Source organism: Streptomyces sp. NPDC053542 (assembly GCF_044544685.1).
Lineage (GTDB): Bacteria > Actinomycetota > Actinomycetes > Streptomycetales > Streptomycetaceae > Streptomyces.
In genome coordinates this window covers 386756-409793 of the sequence record NZ_JBITXL010000002.1, presented here as the reverse complement: position 1 = coordinate 409793, position 23038 = coordinate 386756, and the positions used below count along the sequence as shown (strand labels likewise).

27 protein-coding genes are annotated in these 23038 nt (G+C 72.0%); 13 read left to right on the top strand and 14 right to left on the bottom strand.

Features of this window, described 5'->3' with window-relative positions; translation table 11 throughout:
- Positions 1-49 precede the first annotated feature (49 nt).
- Positions 50-1246 (top strand): XdhC family protein, encoded by a 1197-nt coding sequence (locus ACIGXO_RS06115; RefSeq protein ID WP_399780956.1) that lies wholly within the window; start codon positions 50-52, stop codon positions 1244-1246.
- Positions 1247-1353: 107 nt separating this feature from the next.
- Positions 1354-1521 (top strand): hypothetical protein, encoded by a 168-nt coding sequence (locus tag ACIGXO_RS06110; protein WP_169746115.1) that lies wholly within the window; start codon positions 1354-1356, stop codon positions 1519-1521.
- A 48-nt stretch (positions 1522-1569) separates the two neighbouring features.
- Here ACIGXO_RS06110 and ACIGXO_RS06105 read toward each other — a convergent pair whose 3' ends face one another.
- On the bottom strand, positions 1570-3261 hold the full coding sequence (locus tag ACIGXO_RS06105; RefSeq protein WP_399780952.1) for a SpoIIE family protein phosphatase: 1692 nt from the start codon (positions 3259-3261) through the stop codon (positions 1570-1572).
- Positions 3262-3365: 104 nt separating this feature from the next.
- The gene (locus tag ACIGXO_RS06100; RefSeq protein WP_399780949.1) at positions 3366-4205 is read right to left on the bottom strand and encodes a response regulator transcription factor; all 840 of its coding nucleotides are present in this window, start codon (positions 4203-4205) and stop codon (positions 3366-3368) included.
- Between the two features lie 199 nt (positions 4206-4404).
- Here ACIGXO_RS06100 and ACIGXO_RS06095 point away from each other — a divergent pair, with 199 nt between their 5' ends.
- Positions 4405-5946: an AMP-binding protein gene (locus ACIGXO_RS06095; RefSeq protein ID WP_399780948.1), complete on the top strand. Its 1542-nt coding sequence runs from the start codon at positions 4405-4407 to the stop codon at positions 5944-5946.
- Positions 5947-5975: 29 nt separating this feature from the next.
- Here ACIGXO_RS06095 and ACIGXO_RS06090 read toward each other — a convergent pair whose 3' ends face one another.
- From ACIGXO_RS06090 to ACIGXO_RS06045, 10 genes are read right to left on the bottom strand one after another with little or no spacing between them, the layout of a single operon-like run.
- On the bottom strand, positions 5976-6260 hold the full coding sequence (locus tag ACIGXO_RS06090; protein WP_399780946.1) for a gas vesicle protein K: 285 nt from the start codon (positions 6258-6260) through the stop codon (positions 5976-5978).
- Positions 6257-6484: a gas vesicle protein gene (locus tag ACIGXO_RS06085; protein WP_399780943.1), complete on the bottom strand. Its 228-nt coding sequence runs from the start codon at positions 6482-6484 to the stop codon at positions 6257-6259. The genes ACIGXO_RS06090 and ACIGXO_RS06085 overlap by 4 nt, the downstream gene beginning before the upstream one ends.
- Positions 6485-6487: 3 nt before the next feature.
- Complete coding sequence (locus tag ACIGXO_RS06080; protein WP_399780940.1) at positions 6488-7336, bottom strand: GvpL/GvpF family gas vesicle protein; 849 nt, start codon at positions 7334-7336, stop codon at positions 6488-6490.
- A complete protein-coding gene (locus ACIGXO_RS06075; protein ID WP_399780937.1) occupies positions 7333-7695 on the bottom strand; it encodes a gas vesicle protein in 363 nt (120 codons plus the stop codon). Before ACIGXO_RS06075 ends, ACIGXO_RS06080 begins: the two co-directional genes overlap by 4 nt.
- Positions 7692-8660, bottom strand: coding sequence for an SRPBCC family protein (locus ACIGXO_RS06070; protein WP_399780935.1), 969 nt, complete (start codon positions 8658-8660; stop codon positions 7692-7694). Before ACIGXO_RS06070 ends, ACIGXO_RS06075 begins: the two co-directional genes overlap by 4 nt.
- Positions 8661-8666: 6 nt before the next feature.
- Positions 8667-9260 carry a hypothetical protein gene (locus tag ACIGXO_RS06065; protein ID WP_399780932.1) on the bottom strand — a complete coding sequence of 198 codons (594 nt, stop codon included), beginning with the start codon at positions 9258-9260 and terminating at the stop codon, positions 8667-8669.
- Positions 9239-9544, bottom strand: coding sequence for a gas vesicle protein GvpG (locus tag ACIGXO_RS06060; RefSeq protein WP_399780930.1), 306 nt, complete (start codon positions 9542-9544; stop codon positions 9239-9241). The genes ACIGXO_RS06065 and ACIGXO_RS06060 overlap by 22 nt, the downstream gene beginning before the upstream one ends.
- A 1-nt stretch (position 9545) precedes the next feature.
- The gene (locus tag ACIGXO_RS06055) at positions 9546-10292 is read right to left on the bottom strand and encodes a GvpL/GvpF family gas vesicle protein (RefSeq protein WP_399780928.1); all 747 of its coding nucleotides are present in this window, start codon (positions 10290-10292) and stop codon (positions 9546-9548) included.
- A 15-nt stretch (positions 10293-10307) separates the two neighbouring features.
- A complete protein-coding gene (locus ACIGXO_RS06050; protein WP_399781947.1) occupies positions 10308-10754 on the bottom strand; it encodes a gas vesicle structural protein GvpA in 447 nt (148 codons plus the stop codon).
- Between the two features lie 40 nt (positions 10755-10794).
- The gene (locus ACIGXO_RS06045; RefSeq protein ID WP_399780926.1) at positions 10795-11115 is read right to left on the bottom strand and encodes a gas vesicle protein; all 321 of its coding nucleotides are present in this window, start codon (positions 11113-11115) and stop codon (positions 10795-10797) included.
- A 131-nt stretch (positions 11116-11246) separates the two neighbouring features.
- Between ACIGXO_RS06045 and ACIGXO_RS06040 the strand changes: the two genes are divergently transcribed.
- Positions 11247-11510, top strand: coding sequence for an acyltransferase family protein (locus ACIGXO_RS06040; protein WP_399780923.1), 264 nt, complete (start codon positions 11247-11249; stop codon positions 11508-11510).
- A 162-nt stretch (positions 11511-11672) separates the two neighbouring features.
- Positions 11673-13367: an AMP-binding protein gene (locus tag ACIGXO_RS06035; RefSeq protein ID WP_399780921.1), complete on the top strand. Its 1695-nt coding sequence runs from the start codon at positions 11673-11675 to the stop codon at positions 13365-13367.
- Between the two features lie 166 nt (positions 13368-13533).
- Here the strand turns inward: ACIGXO_RS06035 and ACIGXO_RS06030 are convergent, their stop codons facing one another.
- Entirely contained in the window at positions 13534-13902 is a 369-nt protein-coding gene (locus tag ACIGXO_RS06030; RefSeq protein WP_399780919.1) for an MmcQ/YjbR family DNA-binding protein, read from the bottom strand.
- A 91-nt stretch (positions 13903-13993) separates the two neighbouring features.
- On the opposite strand from ACIGXO_RS06030, the gene ACIGXO_RS06025 reads away from it, so the two are divergent.
- The 8 genes from ACIGXO_RS06025 (at position 13994) to ACIGXO_RS05990 (ending at position 22212) form a co-directional block, all read left to right on the top strand.
- Entirely contained in the window at positions 13994-14812 is an 819-nt protein-coding gene (locus ACIGXO_RS06025; protein ID WP_399780916.1) for a glucose 1-dehydrogenase, read from the top strand.
- Positions 14813-15019: 207 nt separating this feature from the next.
- Positions 15020-15619 (top strand): helix-turn-helix domain-containing protein, encoded by a 600-nt coding sequence (locus tag ACIGXO_RS06020; RefSeq protein ID WP_399780913.1) that lies wholly within the window; start codon positions 15020-15022, stop codon positions 15617-15619.
- A gap of 106 nt (positions 15620-15725) precedes the next feature.
- Positions 15726-16931 (top strand): NAD(P)/FAD-dependent oxidoreductase, encoded by a 1206-nt coding sequence (locus ACIGXO_RS06015; RefSeq protein WP_399781944.1) that lies wholly within the window; start codon positions 15726-15728, stop codon positions 16929-16931.
- Positions 16928-17278, top strand: a complete 351-nt coding sequence (locus ACIGXO_RS06010; RefSeq protein ID WP_399780910.1) for a (2Fe-2S)-binding protein — start codon at positions 16928-16930, stop codon at positions 17276-17278. The genes ACIGXO_RS06015 and ACIGXO_RS06010 overlap by 4 nt, the downstream gene beginning before the upstream one ends.
- Positions 17275-18828, top strand: coding sequence for an FAD-dependent oxidoreductase (locus ACIGXO_RS06005; RefSeq protein ID WP_399780907.1), 1554 nt, complete (start codon positions 17275-17277; stop codon positions 18826-18828). The genes ACIGXO_RS06010 and ACIGXO_RS06005 overlap by 4 nt, the downstream gene beginning before the upstream one ends.
- On the top strand, positions 18825-19763 hold the full coding sequence (locus ACIGXO_RS06000; RefSeq protein ID WP_399780905.1) for a dihydrodipicolinate synthase family protein: 939 nt from the start codon (positions 18825-18827) through the stop codon (positions 19761-19763). The genes ACIGXO_RS06005 and ACIGXO_RS06000 overlap by 4 nt, the downstream gene beginning before the upstream one ends.
- Positions 19763-20764: a proline racemase family protein gene (locus tag ACIGXO_RS05995; RefSeq protein WP_399780901.1), complete on the top strand. Its 1002-nt coding sequence runs from the start codon at positions 19763-19765 to the stop codon at positions 20762-20764. The genes ACIGXO_RS06000 and ACIGXO_RS05995 overlap by 1 nt, the downstream gene beginning before the upstream one ends.
- On the top strand, positions 20761-22212 hold the full coding sequence (locus ACIGXO_RS05990) for an amino acid permease (protein ID WP_399780899.1): 1452 nt from the start codon (positions 20761-20763) through the stop codon (positions 22210-22212). Before ACIGXO_RS05995 ends, ACIGXO_RS05990 begins: the two co-directional genes overlap by 4 nt.
- Here the strand turns inward: ACIGXO_RS05990 and ACIGXO_RS05985 are convergent.
- Positions 22196-22912, bottom strand: coding sequence for a hypothetical protein (locus ACIGXO_RS05985; RefSeq protein WP_399781941.1), 717 nt, complete (start codon positions 22910-22912; stop codon positions 22196-22198). The two genes, ACIGXO_RS05990 and ACIGXO_RS05985, sit on opposite strands and share 17 nt — an antisense overlap.
- Between the last annotated feature and the right edge of the window lie 126 nt (positions 22913-23038).

Genomic DNA, 23038 nt, shown 5'->3' with positions numbered 1-23038 from the left:
CCAGGAGGCCCTGACCGGCCCTCCGCGCAATCGCACAAAGGAGCTGGACATGCTGGACATCGCCGATGAGCTGAACCGGTGGGTCGAGCAGGGACGCGACTTCGCCGTGGCCACCGTGGTGGGCGTCGGCGGCAGCGCGCCCCGGCAGCCGGGCGCCGCCCTCGCCGTCGACCGCGACGGCACGGCGATCGGGTCCGTCTCCGGCGGTTGCGTGGAGGGCGCGGTCTACGAGCTGTGCCAACAGGCTCTGGAGACCGGCGAGCCGGTGCTGGAGCAATTCGGATACAGCGACGAGGACGCCTTCGCCGTCGGACTGACCTGCGGCGGCGTCATCGACATCCTCGTCACCCCGGTACGCACGAGCGCCCCGGAGCCATCTCAGGGGCCGGACGACCCCCCGGCCCCGGTGGTGGACAGCACCTCCGGGACGCTCGTCGCGGCGGTGGCCGCCGCCGTCACCACTGAGGCGGCGGCCCTCGCGCGCATCGTCTCCGGCCCGGCCGAACTCCTCGGCCGTGCCCTCCTCGTCCGCGCCGACGGCAGCCACACCGGCAGCCTCGGCGGCCACCCCGCACTCGACCGCACCGCGGTCGAGGAGACCCGCGCGCTGCTGGACGCGGGCCGCACCACCACCGTCGAGATCGGCGCGGACGGCAGCCAGTGCGGCGTCCCGCTCACCCTGCTCGTCGAATCCTCCGTACCGCCGCCGCGGATGCTCGTCTTCGGCGCCATCGACTTCGCCGCGGCGCTGGCCAGAGCCGGCAAGTTCCTCGGCTACCACGTCACCGTCTGCGACGCCCGCCCCGTCTTCGCGACCAGGGCCCGCTTCCCCGACGCCGACGAGATCGTCAACGACTGGCCGCACCGCTACCTGGACTCCCAGGAGCTGGACGCCCGTACGGTCCTCTGCGTCCTCACCCACGACGCCAAATTCGACGTCCCCCTCCTCGAGCGCGCCCTCAGGCTCCGCGTCGCCTACGTCGGCGCCATGGGCTCCCGCCGCACCCACCTGGACCGGCTGGACCGGCTGCGCGAGGCCGGCCTCACCGACCTCGAACTCGGCCGCCTCCGCTCCCCGATCGGCCTCGACCTCGGCGCCCGGACCCCCGAGGAGACGGCCCTCTCCATCGCCGCCGAGATCGTCGCCACCCGCCGCGGCGGCACCGGCGTGCCGCTCACCGGCGCGCATACCCCGATCCATCACGACACGTCGGTCACGGCACGCCGTATCGGATCGGTTGCCTGAGGGCAGCAATACCGCTCCCGGGAGCCGGAAGCTAAGATCGGCGGCCGACCGCCCGCGCCATTCGTGGGCGGCTGCCGCCATGTCCGAGAACGAAGGAACACCGCACGATGAACTCGCCGGACAGACCACTCACCCCGATCTACGATCAGCTCATCAACGAGCATGGTGACGTTGCCACGGAGGCGCGCGAGTACGCCAAGAAGACCGAGCGGGAAGCCACCGAGGTCCTGGACTTCCGCATGCCGGCCCCGCCGGCCCAGCAGTCGGCGCAGTAGTTCCCAAGGCGTCGGTTCCCGGGGCGGCAGTTGGTGGGGCGTCGGTTCCTACGGCGTCCCCGGCACCCGCAGCGCCAGCAGCGCCACGTCGTCCTCGTTGGCCGCGTACAGGGCCCTGCTGATCAGCTGGTCGCAGAATTCGTCCAGGGAGCGGTCGGCCAGGGCGGCGGCGAAGCCGGCGAGTTGGTCCAGGCCCTCGCTCAGCGGCAGGTCCCGGGCCTCGATCAGGCCGTCGGTGTACAGGACGACCGTGCTGCGCGGCGGGAGGGTCTGCCGGAAGTCGGTGCGGGTGGACGGCAGCTCGGTACCGAGCACCAGGTCGGCGGCGCCGTGCTCCAGGAAGCGCACCCGGCCGTCGTCGTGCACCAGCAGCGGCGGCGGGTGCCCGGCGTTGGTCCAGCGCAGCTGCCAGTCGCCGTCCCGCTCGACCTGGGCCAGGATCATGGTGGCCAGCTGCACGTCGCTGATGTGCACAAGAGCCCGGTCCAGCCGGCCGACGGTGACGGACGGGGCCTCGGCGTGCTCCCAGGCGAAGGCCCGCACCATGTTGCGTACCTGCGCCATACAGGCCGCCGCTTGCAGGTCGTGGCCCACCACGTCCCCGATGACCAGCGCCGTCGCCCCGTCCGGCAGCCGGAAGGCGTCGTACCAGTCGCCGCCGACCCGGGAGGCGTGCGGCGCCGGGTGGTAGCGCACCGTCATCTCCAGGCCCTCGATCCGGGGGAGCGGCGGCAGCAGATGGCGCTGCATGGTCTCGGCGACCCGCCGCTGCCGCTCGTACAGCTGCGCGTTGTCCACGGCGAGACCGGCCCGGCGGGCGATGTCGTCGACCAGCGCCAGTTCCGCCGCGTCGAAGGGCTTCTCCTGCTCCGTACGGATCAGGGTCAGCGCCCCCAGTACCTTGCCCGGGCCGCGCAGCGGCGCGATCACCGCGGACCGCATGCCGATCGCCCGGAACATCTCGCGCTGCTGGACGGCGATGCCGGAGTCCGGCGGCCCCGCGTAGTCCTCGGGCGTCACGATCCGCGGCGCGGCCCCGCGCAGCACCCGGGACAGCGGCATCCGCGACCCCTCCAGCAGCGGCGGCATCGGCCCGGCCAGCTCCTCCACCCGCACGTGCCGCCCGCCGACGTGATGGACGACGGCCACCCGCCGCAGCTTGCCCTGCTCCTCCAGGAGATCGACCACCGCCCAGTCCGCCAACCGGGGGACCACCAGCCGTACGAGCCGCTTCAGCGACTCGTCCAGGTCGAGCGTGGAGGTGAGCACGGCGGTGGTCTCGGCGACCATCGTCAGCCGGTCGGCGAGGTCGGTCAGCGCCTCCAGGTTCTCCGGCGGCGTCGGCGTCTGTGAGTCGCCCGGTGGCCGCTCGAAGAAGACCACGACCGCCCCGTCCGGCGCGCCGTCCACCTCGTACGGCACGGACACCCCGCCCACACAGATCAGCTCGCCGTCCCCGCGCGCGAACCACTGGCAGCCGTCCAGGGACAGCGCCTGACCGGACAGGAACGCCTGGAGGAGTACGCAGTTCGGCCGCGGCAGCCGTGATCCGTCGGGGTTGCGGTGCAGCAGCTCGTGCGGGTCGCCGCCGAGCAGCTCGCCGGCGGTGCGGCCCAGCAGTTCCTCGGCCTTGTCGTTGACGTACGAGATCCGCCCGAAGCCGTCCTGGACGTAGACCCCGGCCACCAGCCCGGCCGGCAGTACCGGCTCCGGCTCGCTCCCGGTCGCGGGATCCGCCACGCCCGGCCCTCCTCACTGACGCCACCTGCACCGACGCCCTCCTCCAGCGTCTCGCAGGATCGCGCCCGTGGCCTGCCGGAGATCCTGGGCACGAGAAGGCGCCGCTACGGCAGCAGGCCCGCCCGGCGCGCCGCGACCACGGCCTGCAGCCGCGTGTGGACGCCCAGCTTGCGCATGGCGGAGCGCAGATAGCCCTTGACCGTCTCCGGGCGCAGCCCCAGCCGCTCGGCGACCCCGATGTTCGTCGCGCCCGAGGCCACGCAGGACAGCACGTCCACCTCGCGCGGCGAGAGCGCCACGGCGGGACCCCCGCGGGCGTCGCCCGAGGCGGCGGCGAGCCGGCCGCAGGCCGCCAGCATCTCCTGCCGCAGCAGCGGATCGCCGACCCGCTGCGCCAGGGTGCGCAGCGCGCTGTGCGCCTCCCTGACCTCCTCCCACATCACCGGATCGGCGGCGGTCGGCTGCCGGGCCACCGACAGCAGCCGCTCCGCCTCGTCCTGCACCACCAGCGCCTGCTCCAGCTCCCTGGCCGCCTCCAGCGCGGCGGACAGCGGCCGGTCGCCCAGCTGCAGCGGCTGGCGCAGCGCCCCGTACAGCACGCCGCGCACCCGCCGCCGCACCACGACCGGTACCGCCAGTACGGACTTCAGTCCCTCGGCGGCCACCGCCGCGTCGTACTCATGGCTGATCACCGCGGAGGAGTGGTAGTCGGTCACCGCGAAGGGCCGGGAGCGGGCCGCCGTCTTGCCGCCCAGGCCGTTGCCCGAGTGGATGGACAGCCCGCGCAGCGCGGTGGTGGCCGCACCGGTCAGCTCGGTGATGCGGAACCGGCCCGTGCCGGTCACCAGGCCGCCGAACGCCACGGGCAGCCCGCTGGCCCTGCGCAGCCGCAGCAGCGCCGCCCTGACGTCCGCCGACCCGCTCTGCTCTGGCTCGTTCAGCACGCGCTAACCTCCGCTTCCCCCCATTCGGGGGTGGTGAGACCTGCGTCACTGATTACACGATGGCCGGAAGCCGCGGGGCAATGAGGAGGACGCCGACGGGGTTGACCGACGGAGAGTCGGTCGAGGATACGGAAGCGGCACTGTCCGGACCCCACCAGCGCCGCACCGGCCGAATGCTGCGAATACAGGAGAGAGTGCAATGCGGACACCGATGACCGTCGCGGATTTCCTCGACCGGGCAGAGCTCGGCTTCGCCACCGGCCCCGGCGTGATCGACGAGCCGGACCAGCCGGCCCCGCCGGTGCCCGAGTCCACGTACGGCCGGCTCGCCGAGCGCGTACGCGCCTGGCAGGCCGGATTCGACGCACTCGGCGTCGGCGAGGGCGAACGCGTGGCGGTCGCCAGCCACAATTCCGCCCGCCTCCTCGAGCTCCTCTTCGCCGTCCCGATGAGCGGCCGCATCTGCGTCCCGATCAACTTCCGCCTCAAGCCCGAAGAGGTCGAGTACCTGGTGCAGCAGAGCGGCGCCTCGGTCTTCCTCGTGGACCCGGAGCTGGACGGGGCGCTGTCCGGCATCAAGGCCCGCCACCGCTTCGTCCTCGGCGAGCAGACCGAATCCGAGCTGATGCGCTTCGGCGTCGAGCCGCGCCCCTGGTCGAACCCGGACGAGGACGCCACCGCCACGATCAACTACACCTCCGGCACCACAGCACGCCCCAAGGGCGTCCAGCTCACCCACCGCAACATCTGGGTCAACGGCCTGACCTTCGGCCTGCACACCCGCGCCTGGGAACGCGACGTCTACATGCACACGCTCCCGATGTTCCACTGCAACGGCTGGGGCATGCCGTACGTCATGGCCGGCCTCGGCGTGAAGCAGGTGGTGCTCCGCAAGGTCGACGGCACCGAAATCCTCCGCCGCGTCGAGGAACACGGCGTCACCCTCATGTGCGGAGCTCCCGCGGTCTGGAACGCGGTCCTCGACGCTGCGGCCACCTGGGAGGGCGAGATCCCCGGCCGCGACCGCGTCCGCGTCGTCTGCGCGGGCGCCCCGCCCCCCAGCAAGACCATCCAGCGCATGAGCGACGAACTGGGCTGGGAGTTCACCCAGATCTACGGCCTGACGGAGACCTCCCCCCTCCTCACCTTCAACCGCCTCCAGCCCGCCGACGACGCCCTCCCCGCCGAGGAGCGCGCCCGCAAACTCTCCCGCGCCGGCATCCCCGCCCTCGGCGTCAAGCTCGGCATCTCCGACTCCGGCGAGGTCCTGGCCCGCTCCAACACGGTCCTGGACGGCTACTGGGAAAAGCCCGAGGAGACCGAAGCGGCCCTGGGCGACGGGTGGTTCCACACCGGCGACGGCGGCATCCTCGACGAAACCGACGGCCACCTCACCATCTCCGACCGCAAGAAGGACGTCATCATCACCGGCGGCGAGAACGTCTCCTCGATCGAGGTCGAGGACACGATCTTCAGCCACCCGGCCGTCGCCGAGGTGGCCGTCATCGGCGTCCCCCACGAGAAGTGGGGCGAGACCATCAAGGCCCTCGTCGTCCTCGCCGAGGGAGCCACGGCCACGGAAGCCGACATCATCGCCCACTGCAAGCAGCACATGGCCGGCTACAAGGCCCCCACCACCGTGGAATTCCGCGAGGCCATCCCCCGCACGGCCACCGGCAAGATCCAGAAATTCAAGCTCCGCGAGCCTTACTGGTCGGGGCGGGACCGGCAGATCAACTGACCGCAGAACTGACTGCGGCCTTCTCGTCGTCAGCCGTCAGCCGTGGGGAGGAGGGTCCCGAGCGGGCCGAGGTCGAGGTTGAGGTCCTCGGGCCGGATGCCGTGCTGTTCGCAGAGTTCGGTCATGCGCTGGTCGAGCATCATCAGGGTGGTGCCGATCTCCTCGATCTGCCCGTCGAGCAGGTCTCCCTGCTCGACGCGGCGGATCGCCTGGCGTTCCATGAGCTGCCGCAGCAGCTCCACCACGGTCAGGACGAGGGTGACCAGGTCCTTCCCCAGCCGGTCGCGGTCCACGTCGAGTCGTGCGCTGGTCACAGAGGCCCTCCGTCCGGCCATGGGGCAGGTACGCGTTCGCTGACCGAGGAGAGGAGCGCGTTCAGGGAGACCCGTACCAGCGGCACGTCCGCGATGGCGATGACCAGGTCACCGCTCACGACCACACCGGTGGCCAGCACGCGGTCCAGCAGGTCGACGAGCGGCACGCCGATCGGTCCGGACAGGGGCCCGGGGGTGTCCCAGGGCACCGGTTCTCTCGTCATCGTTCACACCTCGCCGACGAACGAATAGGGGACCCACGGGCCGGAAATCTCGATGCGCGCTCCGGTCCGGCCGCGCAACGCCCGGGTCAGCTCGGCGAACTCGTGCGCGCGGTGTTCGGCCACGAGGTAGGTGGCGTTGAGAAGCTGGCTGCCTCGCGCGTCCGACGGCCGGTGGCCATGGGGCCGCAGCCTGCGCGCGGCAGTGGCGAGCTTTCCCAGCTCGGCATCCACCTCCTCCGCGATCCGCAGACTCCGCTCATGGTGCTGCTCGCGCCGCTGCTGGAGGCCGCGCTTGCGCTCCAGGTAGGCGAGGCCGGCGCCCGGTGCCGGCCGGCCGCGGTCCGCGGCCGGCGCGGGCCGGTCCACATCGTCGGGCGGCGAGGCCGGGGGGCCGTAGACCTTCACGCCCCACTCGGCATGGTGCGCGATGCGCCTGAGTACGGCGTGGAAGCGGTCCGCCTCGTCCTCCAGCGCCTGCCGGGCTCTCGCGTCGCTGAAGTACAGGGTGGCCAGGGGAAGCGGGACGGCGGGGCCGTGTGCCGCGGAGGCGGACACGACCTCGTGGTGGGAGCGGGCGCACCGTTCGAGGTCCTGCGGGTCCGAGAGGCGTTTCTGCCAGGCATCGTCGGTGAAGTCGTGAGCGGGGACGCTCTGGACGACAGCGGTCAGTGAGCCGAGCGGCAGGACGCGCACGGGCTCGCCGTCGGTCATCCCGCCCAGATCCGCGACGACGGCCGGGTCCAGAGTGCGGGCTACGGCGAAGACGTAGGTGGCCTTGGTGGCCTTGGTGGCTTTGGCGGACTCGGTGGACTTGGTGGCTTTGGCCGCCGGGCCGGAGGCGCATTGCGTCATGTGCGTCGTGCCTCCTCGGTCTGCCGTGTCTCCTCGTTCTCTTGTTGCGTCCCGTCCTCCAGAGACTCCAGACGGGCGCGGAGCTCGCGGTTCTCGTCCCGGAGAGCGCTGCGGGCGGCCCGGGAGCTGAGCGCGGGGTCGGTCTCCCACCAGTCGATGCCGGCCTTCTTCGCGGTGTCGACCGAGGCGACGAAGAGCCGCAGCCGGATGGTCAGGAGCTCGATGTCGAGGAGATCGATCTTGATGTCGCCGGCGATGACGATTCCCTTGTCGAGAACGCGCTCGAGGATGTCGGCGAGGTTGTTGTTCGGGGGTCCCGGTACAGGAGCGGAGCCGGCCCGGAAATCGACGTCACTCACTCCTCGTCGCCCTCTTCCTCTTCTTCGTCCTCGTCCTCGTACTCGGCGTCCTCGTCGTCGCTCGCCTCGCCTTCGCCCTCGCCTTCGTCCTCCGCCTCCTCGTACTCGTCGCCGCCCTCCTCGTCCCGCGACTCGCCTTCTTCCTCTTCCTTCGCCACCGCGTCCTCGTGCGACACGACGACCTCGCCGTCGCGGATCTCGCCGCGCCACGCGTCTTCGGGCTCTTCGTCGGTGAGCGTGACGTACCGCTGGAAGTGCTTGAAATCCAGTCGCACGCGACGGCCCTGCGCCCGCCAGAGATTGCCCGTCTTCTCGAAGAAGCCGGCCGGGTAGTACTCGAGGACCAGGACGATGCGCGTCAGCGTCGGCCCCAGCTCGTGGAAGCTCACCGCCCCGCGTGTGGTGCCCTTCGCCCCTTCTGACGTCCAGACGATGCGGTCGTCGGGGATCTGCTCCAGCACGGTGGCCTTGAAGCTGCGGGCGGACGGCCCGACTTTGACCTTCCAGTCGCTGGTTGCCTCATCGCTCATCGAGACGTTCTGGACGCCCTTGGTGAAACTGCTGAACTTGTCGTACTGCGTCCAGTGATCGTAAGCGGTACGCAAGGGCACGCCCACATCGAGGACTTCGATGATGTTCATGAACTTGCCGCCGCTGGAGCCGCCTTTCCCCTTGCCGCCCCCGAACGTCTCCTTGGCCTTACCGACGATGCTGTCCTTGACGCCCTTGGCCTTTTCGGAAGCGATCGCCTTCAGCGGGGATTCGCCCTTGAGCAGGCGGGACCCGATGGCGGGCAGTGAGCCGCCGTTGTCGGCCGCGTCGGACAGCTGGTCCGTGAGGCCGGTGAGCTTTTCGCTTGCCTTATCGGCGAGTTGGCCCGCCTGGGCGCTGAGGTACTTCGTCAGCTCCTCGCGCAGCCGGCTGATCCCCGATTCCTCGGGCTGTTCCTCTTCCGTCCTGCCCATGCCGCGTTACCTCCGCCGACCTGCGCGACTGGCCGTCTTCTTGGCAGCGCGATTCGAGGACGTCTCCTGCGTTCCGGTCTTCTGCTTCCCCGTCTTCTGCTTTCCAGGTGCCTTCTTCGCCGTCTTCTTCGCCGCGGACTTCCGCGCCCCGGCCGTCTTTTTCGCCGGTGCCTTCTTCGCCGCCTTCTTCGCGGCACGCTTGGGCGGCTCCCGGTCCCGGTCCCGGCCCTGGCCCCGGTCCTCTTCCTCGCCCTCCTGTTCCTCGCCCTCCTCCGCCTCGTCGTCGGCCGAACCCAGCCGTGCCGTCCGCTCGCTGAGCGCGTCAGCCCATGACGCCATGCTGCGGTTCGCGGCGGCCGTGACCGCCTTGCGGCCGGCGTCGAGCGCCTCACCCCGCAACTGCTCCTGGAGTTCGGCGACCTGCGGGATCTCGCCGAGCCTGCGCATTCCCTCGGCGGCGAGCTGACGCGGCTGGAGGCCGAACCGCCTTCCCGCCAGGTATGTCGCGGCAGTGAGAGCCAGTCGGCCTTTCTTCGTCCGGCCCAGTACATAGCCGCCGATCACCGCGGCCGCCAGTGTCACCTTGGTCTGTTGGTCCATGTGGAGTCGCATTCGCGTTGCTCGGCAGGTGGTGGGGTGGGGGACGGGGAGGGGGAGGGGGTGGACGCGTACAACCGGTCGAGCAGCATTTCCTCCTGCCGCTCGAATTCTTCGAGGCCGAGGTGTCCGTCTTCGAGCTCTTGGTTGAGCGCGCCCAGCTGGGCGCGGAGTACGGCCGGGTCGTGAATTTCGTTCTCGGCGGCGTCCTTGAGCTTGTCCGCCACCCAGGCCACGCCGCGGACCGGAGCCAGCGGAAGCGTGAGCAGACCGGTGATCAAGCCCATGTCACGTCACCGCGGTCGGCGCGGGGGCCCGGTCGGCGACGAAGCTGTAGCACGGCAGTGGGCCCGCCAGCCGGAGTTCGGCGCGTTCGTGGTGCGTGAAGGCGAGCTGCCGGGCCGCCGCGGAGAAACGCTCGACCGCTTCCCGGTCGACGAGGAAGGAGGCGTTGACGGCGCACCCCTGGACCTCCGGCCCCGCGGCCACCGCGTGTGCCAGAGGGGAGAGCTCCCGCACGACCTCCGTGCCGGCCTCGGCCGCGCGGCGGGCCAGCGCGGCGGCCACGGCCTCACCGAGCCGCAGGTCGGCCGCGTACCCGGGACGGTGGCGGGCGTCTTCCCGCAGCTGCCGGATCGCCGGGTCCTCGCGGACCAGGGCGGCCAGCGCGTTCTGCGCCGGCACGGCCTTGAGGTTGAACTCGACCCGGCCGGCGAGCTGCTCGAGCGTCGCGAGGTGTCGTGTCCGCGCCTCGGCCAGCTGCTCGCGCAGGGTCTGCTCATCCGGGGCGACGACGCCGAAGCGCATGGGAAGTACCGGCCCGTCCTCAGCGAGCGCGAGCAGGAGTTCCTGGTGCGCGAGCAGGTCGCGGCGGCGTGCGCGCAGCTGGGGAGGGGCATCGCTGACAACCGCGGCGAGGGCGCCCTCGCGCAGGAGCCGGGGCGTGGCCGGGGGGCCGCCCACCCCCCGCGCGTTCGCCGGCAGCGGCTGCCCCGACCGGATCACGGCATAGACGTACAGACCGTGGTCTGCCACAGCTCAGTCCTCCGCTCATCGACGCTTGCTTGCCGGGCTGCGGGACGGGGCACGCCGTTTGGGCTGCTCCTTCTCCTGCTCCTCGGCCTCGTCTTCGCTGTCCTCGTCGTCGCCACCGCCGACCGCCTTGCGCACCGTGTCTCCCACGCTCTCGGCGGCTCTCTTCACCTTGCGCTTGCCGACGGACTTGGCCACGCCGCCGCCGAGCAGCTCGGGAATGGTGGTGCTGCCCGAGTCGCGCTCCAGGTCGAGGCGGTTGCACGCCTCGGCGAACCGGAGGTAGGTGTCGACGCTGGCCACGACTATGCGTGCGTCGATCTTCAGGATCTCGATGCCGACCAGGGAGACCCGGACGAAGACATCGATCACCATGCCGCGGTCGAGGATGAGCTCCAGTACGTCGTAGAGCGTGCCGGCGCGAGGCCGGCACATGACGTCGTCGGAGTACGTAGTTGTCGTCATGGTCATGGCAACGTCCTCTCGGCTGGTCGGACACCACGGTTCACTCGTCCGCGGAACCCCTTCGGTAACGGCGGACCCTTCGGTACTCCAGCAGCTCACCGTCGCGGTCCAGCTGCACTTCGTAGGACGCGAGGAGGCTGGTCGTGTCCGGGATCCGCGGGACCTCGAGGACGTCCACGACGACGCACCAGCCCTCCTCGGTACGCCGGACAGCGGACGCCCCTTCCGGGGCATGGCCGATCAGCGCCTCCAGCCGCGCGCACGCGTGCTGGGCGGCCTTCTCGGGCCCCCGCTCCGCTGAGGCGCGCCGAGTGGACGTTCCGGAGGAAGTCCGGTTCCGGGCGAGACGTTGTTCTGCCATGGGACCGAGTCTTGTGACTGCCGCCCGGGGCGCATCCCGGGCGCGTCCATTCGGTTACGGACCTCAGGAGCGCCCCGATGGGCCGGAAAACCCTGCCGGAAGCCCCTCACCTTCTGGGCCACCGGCCCCCGTTGGACGGACTCAGAGGCATCGCCGTACTCCTCGTGCTGCTGGGGCACTTCCAGTTGACGGAATGGGGTGTTGTCGGGGTCGACGTCTTCTTCGCACTGTCGGGCTTCCTCATCACCACGCTGCTCTACGAGGAGTGGCAGCGCGGCGGGCGAATCGGACTGCTGCGCGCCAAGGCCCTCTCCGTCGTGGGCAAGGACGGCAAGCTCATCGACCCCATGACGTACGTGGGGAAGGCGCTGCGCGAGCTCGCGAGGGAAGACTGAGCCGAAGGAACCGGCCGTGCGGCTCGGGGGAGACCCCGGGCCTCGATGTCACGGACGAGGTATGGGCCGTGGCCGGGGCGATCTTTCTCGCGCGCCGGGGTAGGCGGGCCGGAGAGGGGCGGGGCATGCTGGGCGGCACGTTGCCCGCGAGGAGGACCATCGATGAGCGCACGCGAGAACGCCACCGAGAATGCCGCCGAGAACGGCACGGCACCGGACGGCCGGCCGCTGTCCTACGAGAGCGGCGAGCGTGAGCGCCCGCTGCTGGACCGCACGATCGGCGCCGACCTGGAGCTGGCCATCGAGCGGTTCGGTGACCGCGAGGCGATGGTCGACGTGGCCGGCGGGCGGCGGTGGACGTACGAGCAGTTCGGGCGGGCCGTGGACGAGGTGGCGCGCGGGCTGGTCGCCCAAGGGGTGAGCAAGGGCGACCGGGTGGGCATCTGGGCGCCCAACTGCCCGGAGTGGACGCTGGTCCAGTACGCCACGGCCCGCATCGGCGCCGTCCTGGTCAATATCAACCCGGCGTACCGGGTGCATGAGCTGGCGTATGTGCTGAATCAGTCGGGTGTGGAGGTGCTGGTCTCCGCGACCGCGCACAAGAGCAGTGATTACCGGCGGATGGTGGGGGAGGTGCGGGCGGACGTCGCACGGCTGCGGGAGGTCGTGTACATCGCGGACCCCAGCTGGGAGGAGTTGCTGGCGGCCGGCACGGCGGTCCCGGCGGAGCGGCTGGCGGAGATCGCGGCGACCCTCGCCCCCGACGACCCGATCAACATCCAGTACACGTCGGGCACGACGGGCTTCCCCAAGGGCGCCACGCTCTCGCACCGCAACATCCTCAACAACGGCTACTGGGTGGGCGAGACGATCGGCTATACCGAGCGGGACCGGGTCTGTCTGCCGGTGCCCTTCTACCACTGCTTCGGCATGGTGATGGGGAACCTCGCGATCACCTCGCACGGCGCCTGTTCGGTGATCCCCGCGCCCGCCTTCGACCCGGCCGCCACCCTGCGCGCCGTCCAGCAGGAGCGCTGCACGTCCCTCTACGGCGTCCCGACGATGTTCATCGCCGAGCTGAACCTCCCCGACTTCGCCTCGTACGACCTCTCCTCGCTCCGCACCGGCATCATGGCGGGCTCGCCCTGCCCCGTGGAGGTCATGAAGCGGGTGGTCGCCGAGATGCACATGGCCGAGGTGTCGATCTGTTACGGGATGACCGAGACCTCGCCGGTGTCCACTCAGACCCGTCGCGACGACGATCTGGCGCACCGTACGGAGACGGTGGGCAGGGTGCTGCCGCACGTCGAGGTGAAGGTGGCCGACCCGGTGACCGGCGAGACCGTGCCGCGCGGCGAGCCCGGTGAGCTGTGCACCCGCGCGTACAGCGTGATGCTCGGCTACTGGGAGGAGCCGGAGCGCACGGCGGAGGCCATCGATCCCGAGGGCTGGATGCACACCGGGGACCTCGCGGTGATGAACGACGACGGCTATCTGCGGATCGTCGGCCGGATCAAGGACATGATCATCAGAGGCGGGGAGAACGTCTATCCGCGGGAGATCGAGGAGTTCCTGTACGGGCACCCGAAGATCGCGGACGTGCAGGTGGTCGGCGTGCCGGACGAGAAGTACGGCGAGGAGATCGCGGCCTGCGTCATCCTCAAGGACCCGGCCGACACGCTCACCCAGGAGGAGCTGGCCGCCTTCTGCCGCGACCGCCTCGCGCACTACAAGATCCCCCGCTACCTCGACATCCTGGAGTCCTTCCCGATGACGGTCAGCGGCAAGGTTCGCAAGATCGAACTCCGCGACCGGCTGGCGGGGGAGGTGTCCGGCGGTTCAGCCGGCCAGGCGTAGGAACCTCCACGGGGGAGGACGGGGCCTCCGGGGCTCCCGGTGGTAGAACGCGGCGGACGGGCCGCGACCGACTGGGCCGCACAGCTCAACATCCGGGGTGCACAGCTCAGGATCTGGTCTGTACGGCTCGAGATCTGGTCTGTACGGCTGCTCGGGATCCGGATGCTCAGGGGCGGTCGAGGCGGAGACGCTCCGCGCGCGGCAGGCCGGCGACGACCAGGTCGTAGGAGTCCTCGATCAGGGCGCGGATCAGGTCGTCGGGGAGGGCGCCGGCCAGCGAGACGGTGTTCCAGTGCCGCTTGTTGAGGTGGTAGCCGGGGACGATCTCGGGGTGGGCGGCGCGCAGCCGGACCGCCTCCTCGGGGTCGCACTTCAGGCTGACGGTGAGCGGGTCGGCGGCGTCCAGCGAGGAGAGCGCGAAGATCTTTCCGCCCACCTTGTAGACCGCCACGTCGGGGTTGCCGGGGAAGGGGAATTCCTCGGTCGAGCCGTTGAATTCCAGACAGAAAGCGCGCAGGGCGTGGTGATCGAACATGCGGTCATTATGTGGTGCAGAGCTCTTGACCTGACTTCTTGTCATATGGCTGATTGAGGGGCCTGTTGATGAGGTGATGGAGGAAAGCCCTGTGCTCACGCTCGAAGGCAAGACCGCGATCATCACGGGTGCGGCCCGCGGCCAGGGAGAGGCCGAGGCCCGGCTCTTCGCCCGGCTCGGCGGGTGGGTGGTCCTGGCCGACGTGCTGGACGAGCCCGGGAAGCGGGTCGCCGACGAGATCGGCGGGGCGGCGCGCTATGTGCACCTCGACGTCACGGACGAGGCGGGGTGGCAGACGGTCGTGTCCACCACGACGGCCGAGTTCGGCGGCGTGGACGTACTGATCAACAACGCCGGTGTGCTGCGCTCGATGCCGCTGGCGGACGAGAGCGTGGAGAACTTCGAGCGGACGCTGCGGATCAACCTCGTCGGCCCGTTCCTCGGCATCAAGGCGGTCCGGGAGGCGATGGTCGCGGCCGGTGGCGGCTCCATCGTCAATATTTCGTCCGTCGGCGGACTCACCGGCATCCCTAGTACGGGCGGCTACGGCGCGTCCAAGTGGGGGCTGCGCGGCCTGACGAAGGTCGCGGCGCTGGAGCTGGGCCAGTACGGCATCCGGGTCAACTCCGTGCACCCGGGCGTCATCGACACCCCGATGCTCGCCGAGGTGGCCGCCACGGCGGACGCGGGCGTGGCGCCGGGTGTCGCGCTGGGCCGCATCGGCCTGCCCGACGACGTCGCGGGCCTGGTCGCCTTCCTCGCCTCGGACGCCTCCGCCTACCTGACCGGCGCCGAGATCGCCGTGGACGGCGGCTCGTCGGCGGGCCCCGTGCCGCCGGCCGCCGCGCAGGGTGCGCAAGGCTCACAGGGGTCGCGGGGTTCGCAGGGCGAGGCCGCCGCTGTGGGATAAGTCTCGCCCGCCGTTCCGGGCGGGGCGAATGGGGTGTGACGGAGCAGAACGGGCGCATGGTGCCGGTCGGTTGATGGCTGGTTCCGTGCGCCCTTCTTGTCGTTGCGGTACTCCGTAGACTGTTCGGGGAGATGAACGGTACCGACGAGGTGCCGTTCGGTTGACAGAACAGGCGCGGGGTCGTGCCGCGGCGGAAGGGCGGGAAGGGTGAGCGCTCCCGAGGGCTCGATCCGGGACATGCTGGCGGCGAACCTGAAGCGCGCCAGGGCGCGGCGGGGACTCTCGCTCTCCGAGCTGTCCCGGCGCTCCAGGATCGGTAAGGCGACGCTGTCGCAGCTGGAGTCCGGCACCGGAAACCCCACCATCGAGACGGTGTTCAGCCTCTCGCGCGCGCTGGAGATGCCGATCTCCGGGCTACTGGACACCCGGCCGGCCGACGGCCCGACCGTGGTGCGCGCCGCCGACGTCGAGGTGCTCAGCGGCGACGCGGTCGACCTGCGGCCGCTGCGTCGCTTCGAGCTCGGCGAGGGCGGCTTCGAGGTGTACGACCAGCAGGTACGCGAGGGCGCGCGGCAGAACTCGCTGGGTCACGTCGGCACCGAGCACACGATCGTGCAGGCGGGGCGGCTGGCCGTGGACGTGGACGGCGAGCGGATCGAGCTGGAGCCCGGGGACTACATCGGCTTCGACGCGGGGCAGCCGCATGCGTACACCGCGCTCGGGGGGCCGGTCCGCTCCGTGCTGCTGCTCCAGTACCGGACCGATCGCCGGCCCGAGGGCGAGGGCCTGCACGCCGTGCTCGACTGACGTGACGTCAGATCAAATCCCGTGTGCGTTCCATTGACCTCCCTCGGGTGTCCTCCTAGCCTCTGAGTGTTCGTTAAAGCGAACGGAGGAGCGCTGTATGCGGTCGATGAACGGAACGCGGGTCGTGGTTCTCGGCGCCGGGATCGTCGGCGCGGCCTGTGCACGCGAACTGGCCCTGGCCGGCGGCTTCGAGGTCACCGTCGTGGACCGCGGCGGCCCGGCCGAGGCGACCACCGCACACGGCGAGGGCAACGTCCTCGTCTCCGACAAGGGCCCGGGCCCCGAGCTGCGGCTGGCCCAGCTGTCGCGCCGCCTCTGGCCCGAGGCGCTCGCCACGATCGCCGACGGGCCGGCCGGCAGCGCCGACGCCGTACGCGCCGTCGAATGGGACCCCAAAGGCGGCATCGTCGTCGCCACGACGGAAGCGGGCGCCGCGGGGCTGACGGACTTCGCCGCCGGTCAGCGCGCGGCAGGGGTCCGGGCCGAGGTCCTGGACGCCGCCGCGCTCGCCGCCGCCGAGCCGCACGTCACCCGCGACCACGCCGCGGCCCTGCACTACCCCGAGGACGCCCAGGTCCAGCCCGCCGCCGCGGCCGCGGCGCTGCTCGGCGACGCCCTCGCGCACGGCGCCACGCTGCGCACCGGCTGCGAGGTCCTCGGCGCCCGCACCCGGGGCGGCCGCCTCACCGCCGTCCGTACCACTGAAGGCGACCTGGCCGCCGACCTCTTCGTCAACGCGGCGGGCCCCTGGTCCGGTCGGCTCGCCGCCCGCCTCGGCGCCCCCGTCGACGTCCGCCCCCGCCGCGGTGACATCCTCGTCACCGCCCCGCTGCCGCCCACCGTCTTCCACAAGGTCTACGACGCCGACTACGTGGGCGCCGTCGGCAGCAGCGCCGAGGACCTGCAGACCTCCGCCGTCGTCGAGGCCACCCGCGGCGGCACGGTCCTGCTCGGCTCCTCCCGCCGCCGCACCGGCTTCGACGACCGGCTGCGCCCCGAGGTGCTCGCCGCGATCGCGGCGAAGGCGCTCCGGCTCTTCCCCGGCCTCGCGGACGTCCCCGTGATGCGCGCGTACGGCGGCTTCCGCCCGTACGTACCCGACCACCTCCCGGTCATCGGCGCCGACCCGCGGCTGCCGGGCCTGTGGCACGCGAGCGGCCACGAGGGCGCCGGCATCGGGCTCTCGCTCGGCACCGCCCGCGTGCTGCGCGACCTGGTGCGCGGCACCGAACCGGAGATCGACCCCGCCCCGTTCCGGGTGGACCGCCCGGCCGTACTGGGCGCACCGGCCCTGAGTGAGGAGAGCGCATGAGCCCCCGACTGATCCGCGCCGCGGACGACGCCACCGGGCGGCGGCCCGAGCGGCCGCTGCGCATCACCGTGGACGGCGAGCCGGTCACCGGCATCGCGGGCCAGAGCATCGCAGGAGTACTGCTCGCGGCGGGCCGCACCTCCTGGCGCACGGCACGTTCGGGCGCCCCGCGCGGTGTCTTCTGCGGCATCGGCGTCTGCTTCGACTGCGTACTGACCGTGAACGGCGCGCCGGACGTACGGGCCTGCCGGCGCCGGGCGGCGGACGGGGACGTGGTGACCACGCAGAGCCGGGCGGACGGGGACGAGGTGCGTACGCAGTCCCGTACGCCCGAGGAGCGAGCATGACGGGCCGTCACGTCGTCATCGTCGGTGCGGGCCCCGCCGGTCTCTCCGCCGCCGCCTCCGCGCTCGCCGCCGGGGCCGCGGTCACCCTCCTCGACGCGGCCGAGCGGCCCGGAGGCCAGTACCACCGCATGCTGCCCGAGGAGTACGGCGCCGCCCGGCCCGGCCGGCTGCACCACGGGTGGTCCGCGTTCGACCGCCTGCGCCGCCGCGTCCTCGGCCACCCGCGCTGCACCTGGCGCGCGGAGACCTCCGTCTGGGCGCTGGAGCGGCCGGAACCCGGGCAGCCCGGTCCGCCCCTCGTCCACACCCTGACCGGCCCCGCCGACGGCACGGACCGGCCCCGCCGCACCCTCGCCCCCGACGCGCTGGTGCTGGCCACCGGCGCCCACGACTGTGTACTGCCCTTCCCCGGCTGGGAGTTGCCTGGCGTGTACGCGGCCGGCGCGGCGCAGGCGCTCGCCAAGGGGGAGCGGCTGGTCATCGGCGACGATGTGCTGCTCGCGGGCAGCGGACCGTTCCTGCTCCCCGTCGCCGCCGCGCTGCTGGAGGCGGGTGCCGGAGTACGGGCGGTCCTGGAGGCGAATCCGCCCGCGACCGTCGCCCGCGGCTGGGCGCGCCGCCCCTGGGAACTGGCGGAGCAGCCCGGCAAGGCCGCCGAACTCGCCGAGTACACCGCCCTGTTGGCCCGCCACCGGGTCCCGTACCGCATGGGCAGGACCGTCATCGAGGCGCGCGGAAAAGGCCGCGTCGAAGAGGCCGTCACCGCGCGGCTGCGGCCCGACTGGTCGGTCGTCCCCGGCAGCGAGCGGACCGTCCCCGTGGACGCGCTCTGCGTCAGCCACGGCTTCAGCCCGCAGCTGGAGCTGCCGCTGGCCGCGGGCTGCGCGCTACTGCGGTCCCCGGCCGGTGAGTTCGTGGCCGTCGACGGCGACCAGCTGACCAGCTGCCCGGGCGTGTACGCGGCCGGGGAGATCACCGGCATCGCGGGCGCGCCGGCCGCCCGTACCGAAGGCGCGCTCGCGGGCTGGCTAGCGGCCGGCGGCGACCCCGCGGCACCCGCGCTGCGCCGGGTCCGCCGCAACCGCGACCGGGGCCGGGCCTTCGCCGCTCGGCTGGCCGCCGCCCATCCCATCGGGCCGGCCTGGCCCGGCTGGCTGCGCCCGGAGACCGTGATCTGCCGCTGCGAGGAGACCGATTACGGGACGCTCTGCCGGGCCGCCGCCGAGGAGGCCGGTGCCGCGCCGCGCGTCACCAGGCTCGCCACGCGTGCGGGCCTCGGCCCCTGCCAGGCCCGGATCTGCGGCCCCACGGTCGCCGAACTCACCGCCCGGCCGGGCGGGGACCGGCCCGCGCGCCCGGCGGACGGCCTGCCCGTCGCGGCCCCGCACCGCCGCCCGATCGCCCAGCCCATCCGCCTGGGTGAGCTGGCCAGTACGCCCGAAGCAGAGCCGACCCGTACCTCCGAAGCGGAGCCGACCCGTACCTCCGAAGCAGAGCCGGCCAGTACCCCCGAAGGACCGGACACCGACCCGAAGGAGAGCACCGCATGAACAGCACCGCCTCCCACCGCCCCGCCGGCCTCGGCGGCGTGGTCGTCGCCACCGCGCTCCCGTACCGCGAGGACCCTGCCGCCCCCGCCGGGCTCGCCCCCGACCTGGACCGTTACGCCGAGCACTGCCGCTGGCTGGTGGACAACGGCTGCGACGGCGTCGGCCCGAACGGCTCGCTGGGGGAGTACTCCTCCCTCACCGACGAGGAGCGCCGCGCGGTCGCCCGTACCGCGATCGAGGCGGTCGGCGACGACGGCACCGTCATCGTCGGCGTGCACGGCGTCGGCAGCCACCAGGCCCGGTACTGGGCCGAGGCGGCTGCCGAGGACGGCGCCGACGGCGTGCTCTGTCTGCCGCCGACCATGTACCGCGCCAACCCCGGCGAGGTGCTCGCCCACTTCGAGGCGGTGGCCGGCGTCGGCCTCCCCGTCATGGTCTACAACAACCCCATCGACACCAAGGTCGACCTGACGCCCGCCCTCCTCGGCGAGATCGCGCAGATCGACAACGTCGTGGCGGTGAAGGAGTTCTCCGGCGACGTGCGGCGCGTGCTGGAGATCAAGGAGCAGGCGCCGGGGCTCGACATCATCAGCGGCGCGGACGACGTGGTCCTGGAGAGCCTGCTGATGGGGGCGGTGGGCTGGTTCGCGGGCTTCCCGAACGTCTTTCCGGCGGAGTCGGCCAAGCTGTACGCCCTCGCGCGCGCCGGGCGCCTGGAGGAGGCACGCGCGCTGTACGAGCCGCTGGTCGCCGCCTTCCGCTGGGACTCCCGCACCGAATTCGTGCAGGCCATCAAGGCGGGCATGGAGCAGGTCGGCCGGTACGGCGGTCCCTGCCGCCCGCCGCGCGGCCCGCTGATCCCGGAGCACCGCGAGCAGGTCCGCGCCGACATGGCCCGCGCCATCACCGCGCTGGAGAAGCTGGGGGCCGCCTGATGCGGTCCGTACGCACCCTCAGCGCCGTCGACTCGCACACCGAGGGCATGCCCACCCGCGTCGTGACCGGCGGGGTCGGCCCGATACCGGGCGCCACCATGGCCGACCGCCGCCGGTACGCCGTCGAACACCTCGACGGGCTGCGCCGGTTCCTGGTCGACGAGCCGCGCGGCCACCCCGCCATGAGCGGCGCCCTGCTGCAGCCGCCGACCCGCCCCGACGCCGACTGGGGCGTCCTGTACATCGAGGTCAGCGGCTTTCTGCCGATGTGCGGGCACGGCACGATCGGCGTCGCCACCGTCCTCGTCGAGACCGGCATGGTCCCGGTCACCGAGCCGGAGACCGTCGTCCGGCTGGACACCCCGGCCGGGCTCGTCGAGGCGCGGGTCACGGTGCGGGACGGCGCGGCCGAGAAGGTCACCCTGCGCAATGTGGACGCCTTCGCGCTCGAACAGGACGCCAAGGTGGACGTCCCCGGGCTGGGCGAGGTCCGCTACGACATGGCGTACGGCGGCAACTTCTACGCCATCGTGGAACTGGACAGCATCGGCCTGCCCTTCGACCGGGCACGCAAGCAGGAAATCCTGGCCGCGGGGCTGGACATCATGGCCGCGGTCAACGAGCAGAACCGCCCCGCGCACCCCGTCGACCCCCTCATCTCCGGCTGCAAGCACGTCCAGTTCATAGCGCCCGGTTCCGACGCCCGGCACTCGCGCAACGCCATGGCCATCCACCCGGGCTGGTTCGACCGCTCGCCGTGCGGCACGGGCACCTCGGCCCGGATGGCCCAGCTGCACGCGCGCGGTGAACTGCCCCTGAACACCGAGTTCGTGAACGAGTCGTTCATCGGGACGCGGTTCACGGGACGCCTCGTCGGCACCACCGAGGTCGGCGGACTCCCCGCCGTCGTACCGGAGTTCGCCGGCCGCGCCTGGATCACCGCCACCGCCAACTACCTCCTGGATCCCCGCGATCCCTTCCCCGAGGGGTTCGTCCTGTGAGCGTCGCGAGAGAGATCTTCCGCCGTAAGCCCGTGGACTCCTCCGAGGAGGAGTCCGCCGGCGGGCTGCGCCGCACGATGGGCCTGTGGCAGCTGGTCGCGCTCAGCCTGGGCGGCCTGGTGGGCGCGGGCGTCTTCTCGCTGGCCGGGGTCGTCGCGCACGAGGACGCCGGGCCCGGCGTCATGCTCTCCTTCCTGATCGCGATCATCGCCAGCAGCGCGGCGGCGCTCTGTTACGCCGAGTTCGCCGGCACCATCCCGAAGGCGGGCTCCGCGTACACCTACTCCTACGCGGCGCTCGGCGAGGTCGTCGGCTGGGCCATCGGCTGGGACCTGCTGCTGGAGTACACCGCGATCGTCGCCGTCGTGGCCATCGCCGTCTCCGGTTACTTCTCGTACGTCCTGGAAGGCATCGGCATCGACCTGCCGACCTGGATGCTCGGCGCGCCCGGGACCGGCGCCGGGCACCGTGTCGACCTGCTCGCCGCGTTGCTGTGCCTGCTCCTCGCCTTTGTGCTCTCGCGCGGTACGAAGGAGTCGGCCCGCTTCGAGACGATCCTGGTCGTGGTCAAGCTGGGCATCGTGGCGCTGGTGGTGATCGCGGGGGCGTTCCACATCTCGGCGGGCAACTACAGCCCGTTCCTGCCGTACGGCCTCGGCGGCGCGTTCACCGGCGCCGCGACCACGTTCTTCGCGGTGTACGGGTACGACGCGATGAGCGCGGCCGCGGAGGAGAGCGCCGAGGCGAAGAAGGTGCTGCCGAAGGCCATCGTGATCTCCCTCGGCATCGCGGCCGTGATCTACCTGCTGGTCTGCGTCGTGCTGCTGGGCATGCAGGACTACCGCCGCATCGACGTGCACAGCCCGTTCTCCAGCGCGCTGGCCTCGGTCGGCCTCGGCGGGCTCGGCATGGTCGTCGCCGTCGGCGCGATCATCGGCATCACCACCTCGGCCTTCGCCAACATGCTGGCGGTGTCCCGGGTCTGGTACTCGATGAGCCGGGACGGCCTGCTGCCGCGCTACTTCGCCCGCAACCACCCGAAGCGGCAGGTGCCGACCCGGGTGATCTGGCCGGTCGGTATCGGCTCGGCGGTGATCGCGGGGTTCCTGCCGATCAGGGAGGCCGCCGATCTCACCAATATCGGCATTCTGATGGCGTTCATCGTGGTCGCGGTGGCCGTGGTCGTCATGCGCCGCACCCGCCCCGACCTGCCGCGGGCCTTCCGTACGCCGTTGGTTCCGCTGGTACCGGCCATCGGCGTCGCCTTCTCCGTCTGGCTGATCAGCAACCTCGACCCCATCACCTGGCTGCGGTTCGCCGGGTGGATGGCGCTGGGCATGGTCGTGTACGCGCTGTTCGGTTACCGGAACTCGCAGGAGAGCCCGGACCGGAACCCGGACCGCGCCGAGCGGAGTCAGGACCGGGAACGGGTCACGGGCCCTTCCTGATCAGCTCGTCCGCCGGGTCGTTCACCGGCTGCGGGGTGCCCGTGAGGTCCATGACGAAGAGCGGGACGTGCAGCGCGTCGGCGCGGGCGCGGGCGTCGCGTGCGTAACCGGCCAGCGAGAAGAACACCGCGAGCGCGGAGTCGTTGAGGCCGTTCAGCCAGACCGTCTCGATCTCGCGGAGGCGGGTGGGGCGGGTGGTCGGGTCGACCTGGGCGACCAGCCCGCGGCCTCGTACGTCCACCCCTGACGAGCTGCGCTCGGGGGCGCGTACGACCTCGGTGAAGCCCAGCCACTTCAGGTACTGGACGGCGGCGGTGACACAGTCCCGCGCGGTGCGGATCGTCACCGGGCGGAAGGCGGGCCGCAGCGTGGCCGGGGGCGAGGGGGAGTGGTGCACCGCGCGGCCGAGCGGGGTGGTCTCCGGGGCCGGCGGGCCTGGGGCCGGTATCACCGGTACCCGGACGACCGTGCCGCACGCGCACGCCGACTCCGGCGCCGGCCACTCGTCCAGCCGCCCGCAGGACTCGCAGCGCACCTCGACCCAGGAGCTCTGCCAGGTGCGGTGCTGGATCTCGACGGGCACCCCGCCGCGCAGCACGGGCATCGTCAGCGGCGCCCCGCACGCGCACGGGAAGGTGGGCGGCGTGAAGGCGTTCTCGCGGCGGCACGTGGGGCAGCGCACCGGCACGCTGTCGGCCATGTTCGGCTCCTGGCGGGTCGTTCGGCTCATCGCCGTCCATGGTCCCCCGGAACGCGCCGTTCGTGGGGCGAATCGCGAGGAGAGTCGGGAGGGGAGACGCGCACAGGGCCCGCACGTCCGTGACCG

What these genes read in the sequence shown, in the direction of transcription:
- ACIGXO_RS06080 (WP_399780940.1), bottom strand. Translation starts at nt 7,336, where the DNA reads ATGACGCAATGCGCCTCCGGCCCGGCGGCCAAAGCCACCAAGTCCACC.
- ACIGXO_RS06065 (WP_399780932.1), bottom strand. Translation starts at nt 9,260, where the DNA reads ATGGACCAACAGACCAAGGTGACACTGGCGGCCGCGGTGATCGGCGGC.
- ACIGXO_RS05985 (WP_399781941.1), bottom strand. Translation starts at nt 22,912, where the DNA reads ATGGCCGACAGCGTGCCGGTGCGCTGCCCCACGTGCCGCCGCGAGAAC.
- ACIGXO_RS06035 (WP_399780921.1), top strand. Translation starts at nt 11,673, where the DNA reads ATGAGCGCACGCGAGAACGCCACCGAGAATGCCGCCGAGAACGGCACG.
- ACIGXO_RS06030 (WP_399780919.1), bottom strand. Translation starts at nt 13,902, where the DNA reads ATGTTCGATCACCACGCCCTGCGCGCTTTCTGTCTGGAATTCAACGGC.
- ACIGXO_RS06045 (WP_399780926.1), bottom strand. Translation starts at nt 11,115, where the DNA reads ATGGCAGAACAACGTCTCGCCCGGAACCGGACTTCCTCCGGAACGTCC.
- ACIGXO_RS06095 (WP_399780948.1), top strand. Translation starts at nt 4,405, where the DNA reads ATGCGGACACCGATGACCGTCGCGGATTTCCTCGACCGGGCAGAGCTC.
- ACIGXO_RS06050 (WP_399781947.1), bottom strand. Translation starts at nt 10,754, where the DNA reads ATGACGACAACTACGTACTCCGACGACGTCATGTGCCGGCCTCGCGCC.
- ACIGXO_RS06110 (WP_169746115.1), top strand. Translation starts at nt 1,354, where the DNA reads ATGAACTCGCCGGACAGACCACTCACCCCGATCTACGATCAGCTCATC.
- ACIGXO_RS06070 (WP_399780935.1), bottom strand. Translation starts at nt 8,660, where the DNA reads ATGGGCAGGACGGAAGAGGAACAGCCCGAGGAATCGGGGATCAGCCGG.
- ACIGXO_RS06085 (WP_399780943.1), bottom strand. Translation starts at nt 6,484, where the DNA reads ATGACGAGAGAACCGGTGCCCTGGGACACCCCCGGGCCCCTGTCCGGA.
- ACIGXO_RS06015 (WP_399781944.1), top strand. Translation starts at nt 15,726, where the DNA reads ATGAACGGAACGCGGGTCGTGGTTCTCGGCGCCGGGATCGTCGGCGCG.
- ACIGXO_RS06005 (WP_399780907.1), top strand. Translation starts at nt 17,275, where the DNA reads ATGACGGGCCGTCACGTCGTCATCGTCGGTGCGGGCCCCGCCGGTCTC.
- ACIGXO_RS06000 (WP_399780905.1), top strand. Translation starts at nt 18,825, where the DNA reads ATGAACAGCACCGCCTCCCACCGCCCCGCCGGCCTCGGCGGCGTGGTC.
- ACIGXO_RS06060 (WP_399780930.1), bottom strand. Translation starts at nt 9,544, where the DNA reads ATGGGCTTGATCACCGGTCTGCTCACGCTTCCGCTGGCTCCGGTCCGC.
- ACIGXO_RS06115 (WP_399780956.1), top strand. Translation starts at nt 50, where the DNA reads ATGCTGGACATCGCCGATGAGCTGAACCGGTGGGTCGAGCAGGGACGC.
- ACIGXO_RS05995 (WP_399780901.1), top strand. Translation starts at nt 19,763, where the DNA reads ATGCGGTCCGTACGCACCCTCAGCGCCGTCGACTCGCACACCGAGGGC.
- ACIGXO_RS06010 (WP_399780910.1), top strand. Translation starts at nt 16,928, where the DNA reads ATGAGCCCCCGACTGATCCGCGCCGCGGACGACGCCACCGGGCGGCGG.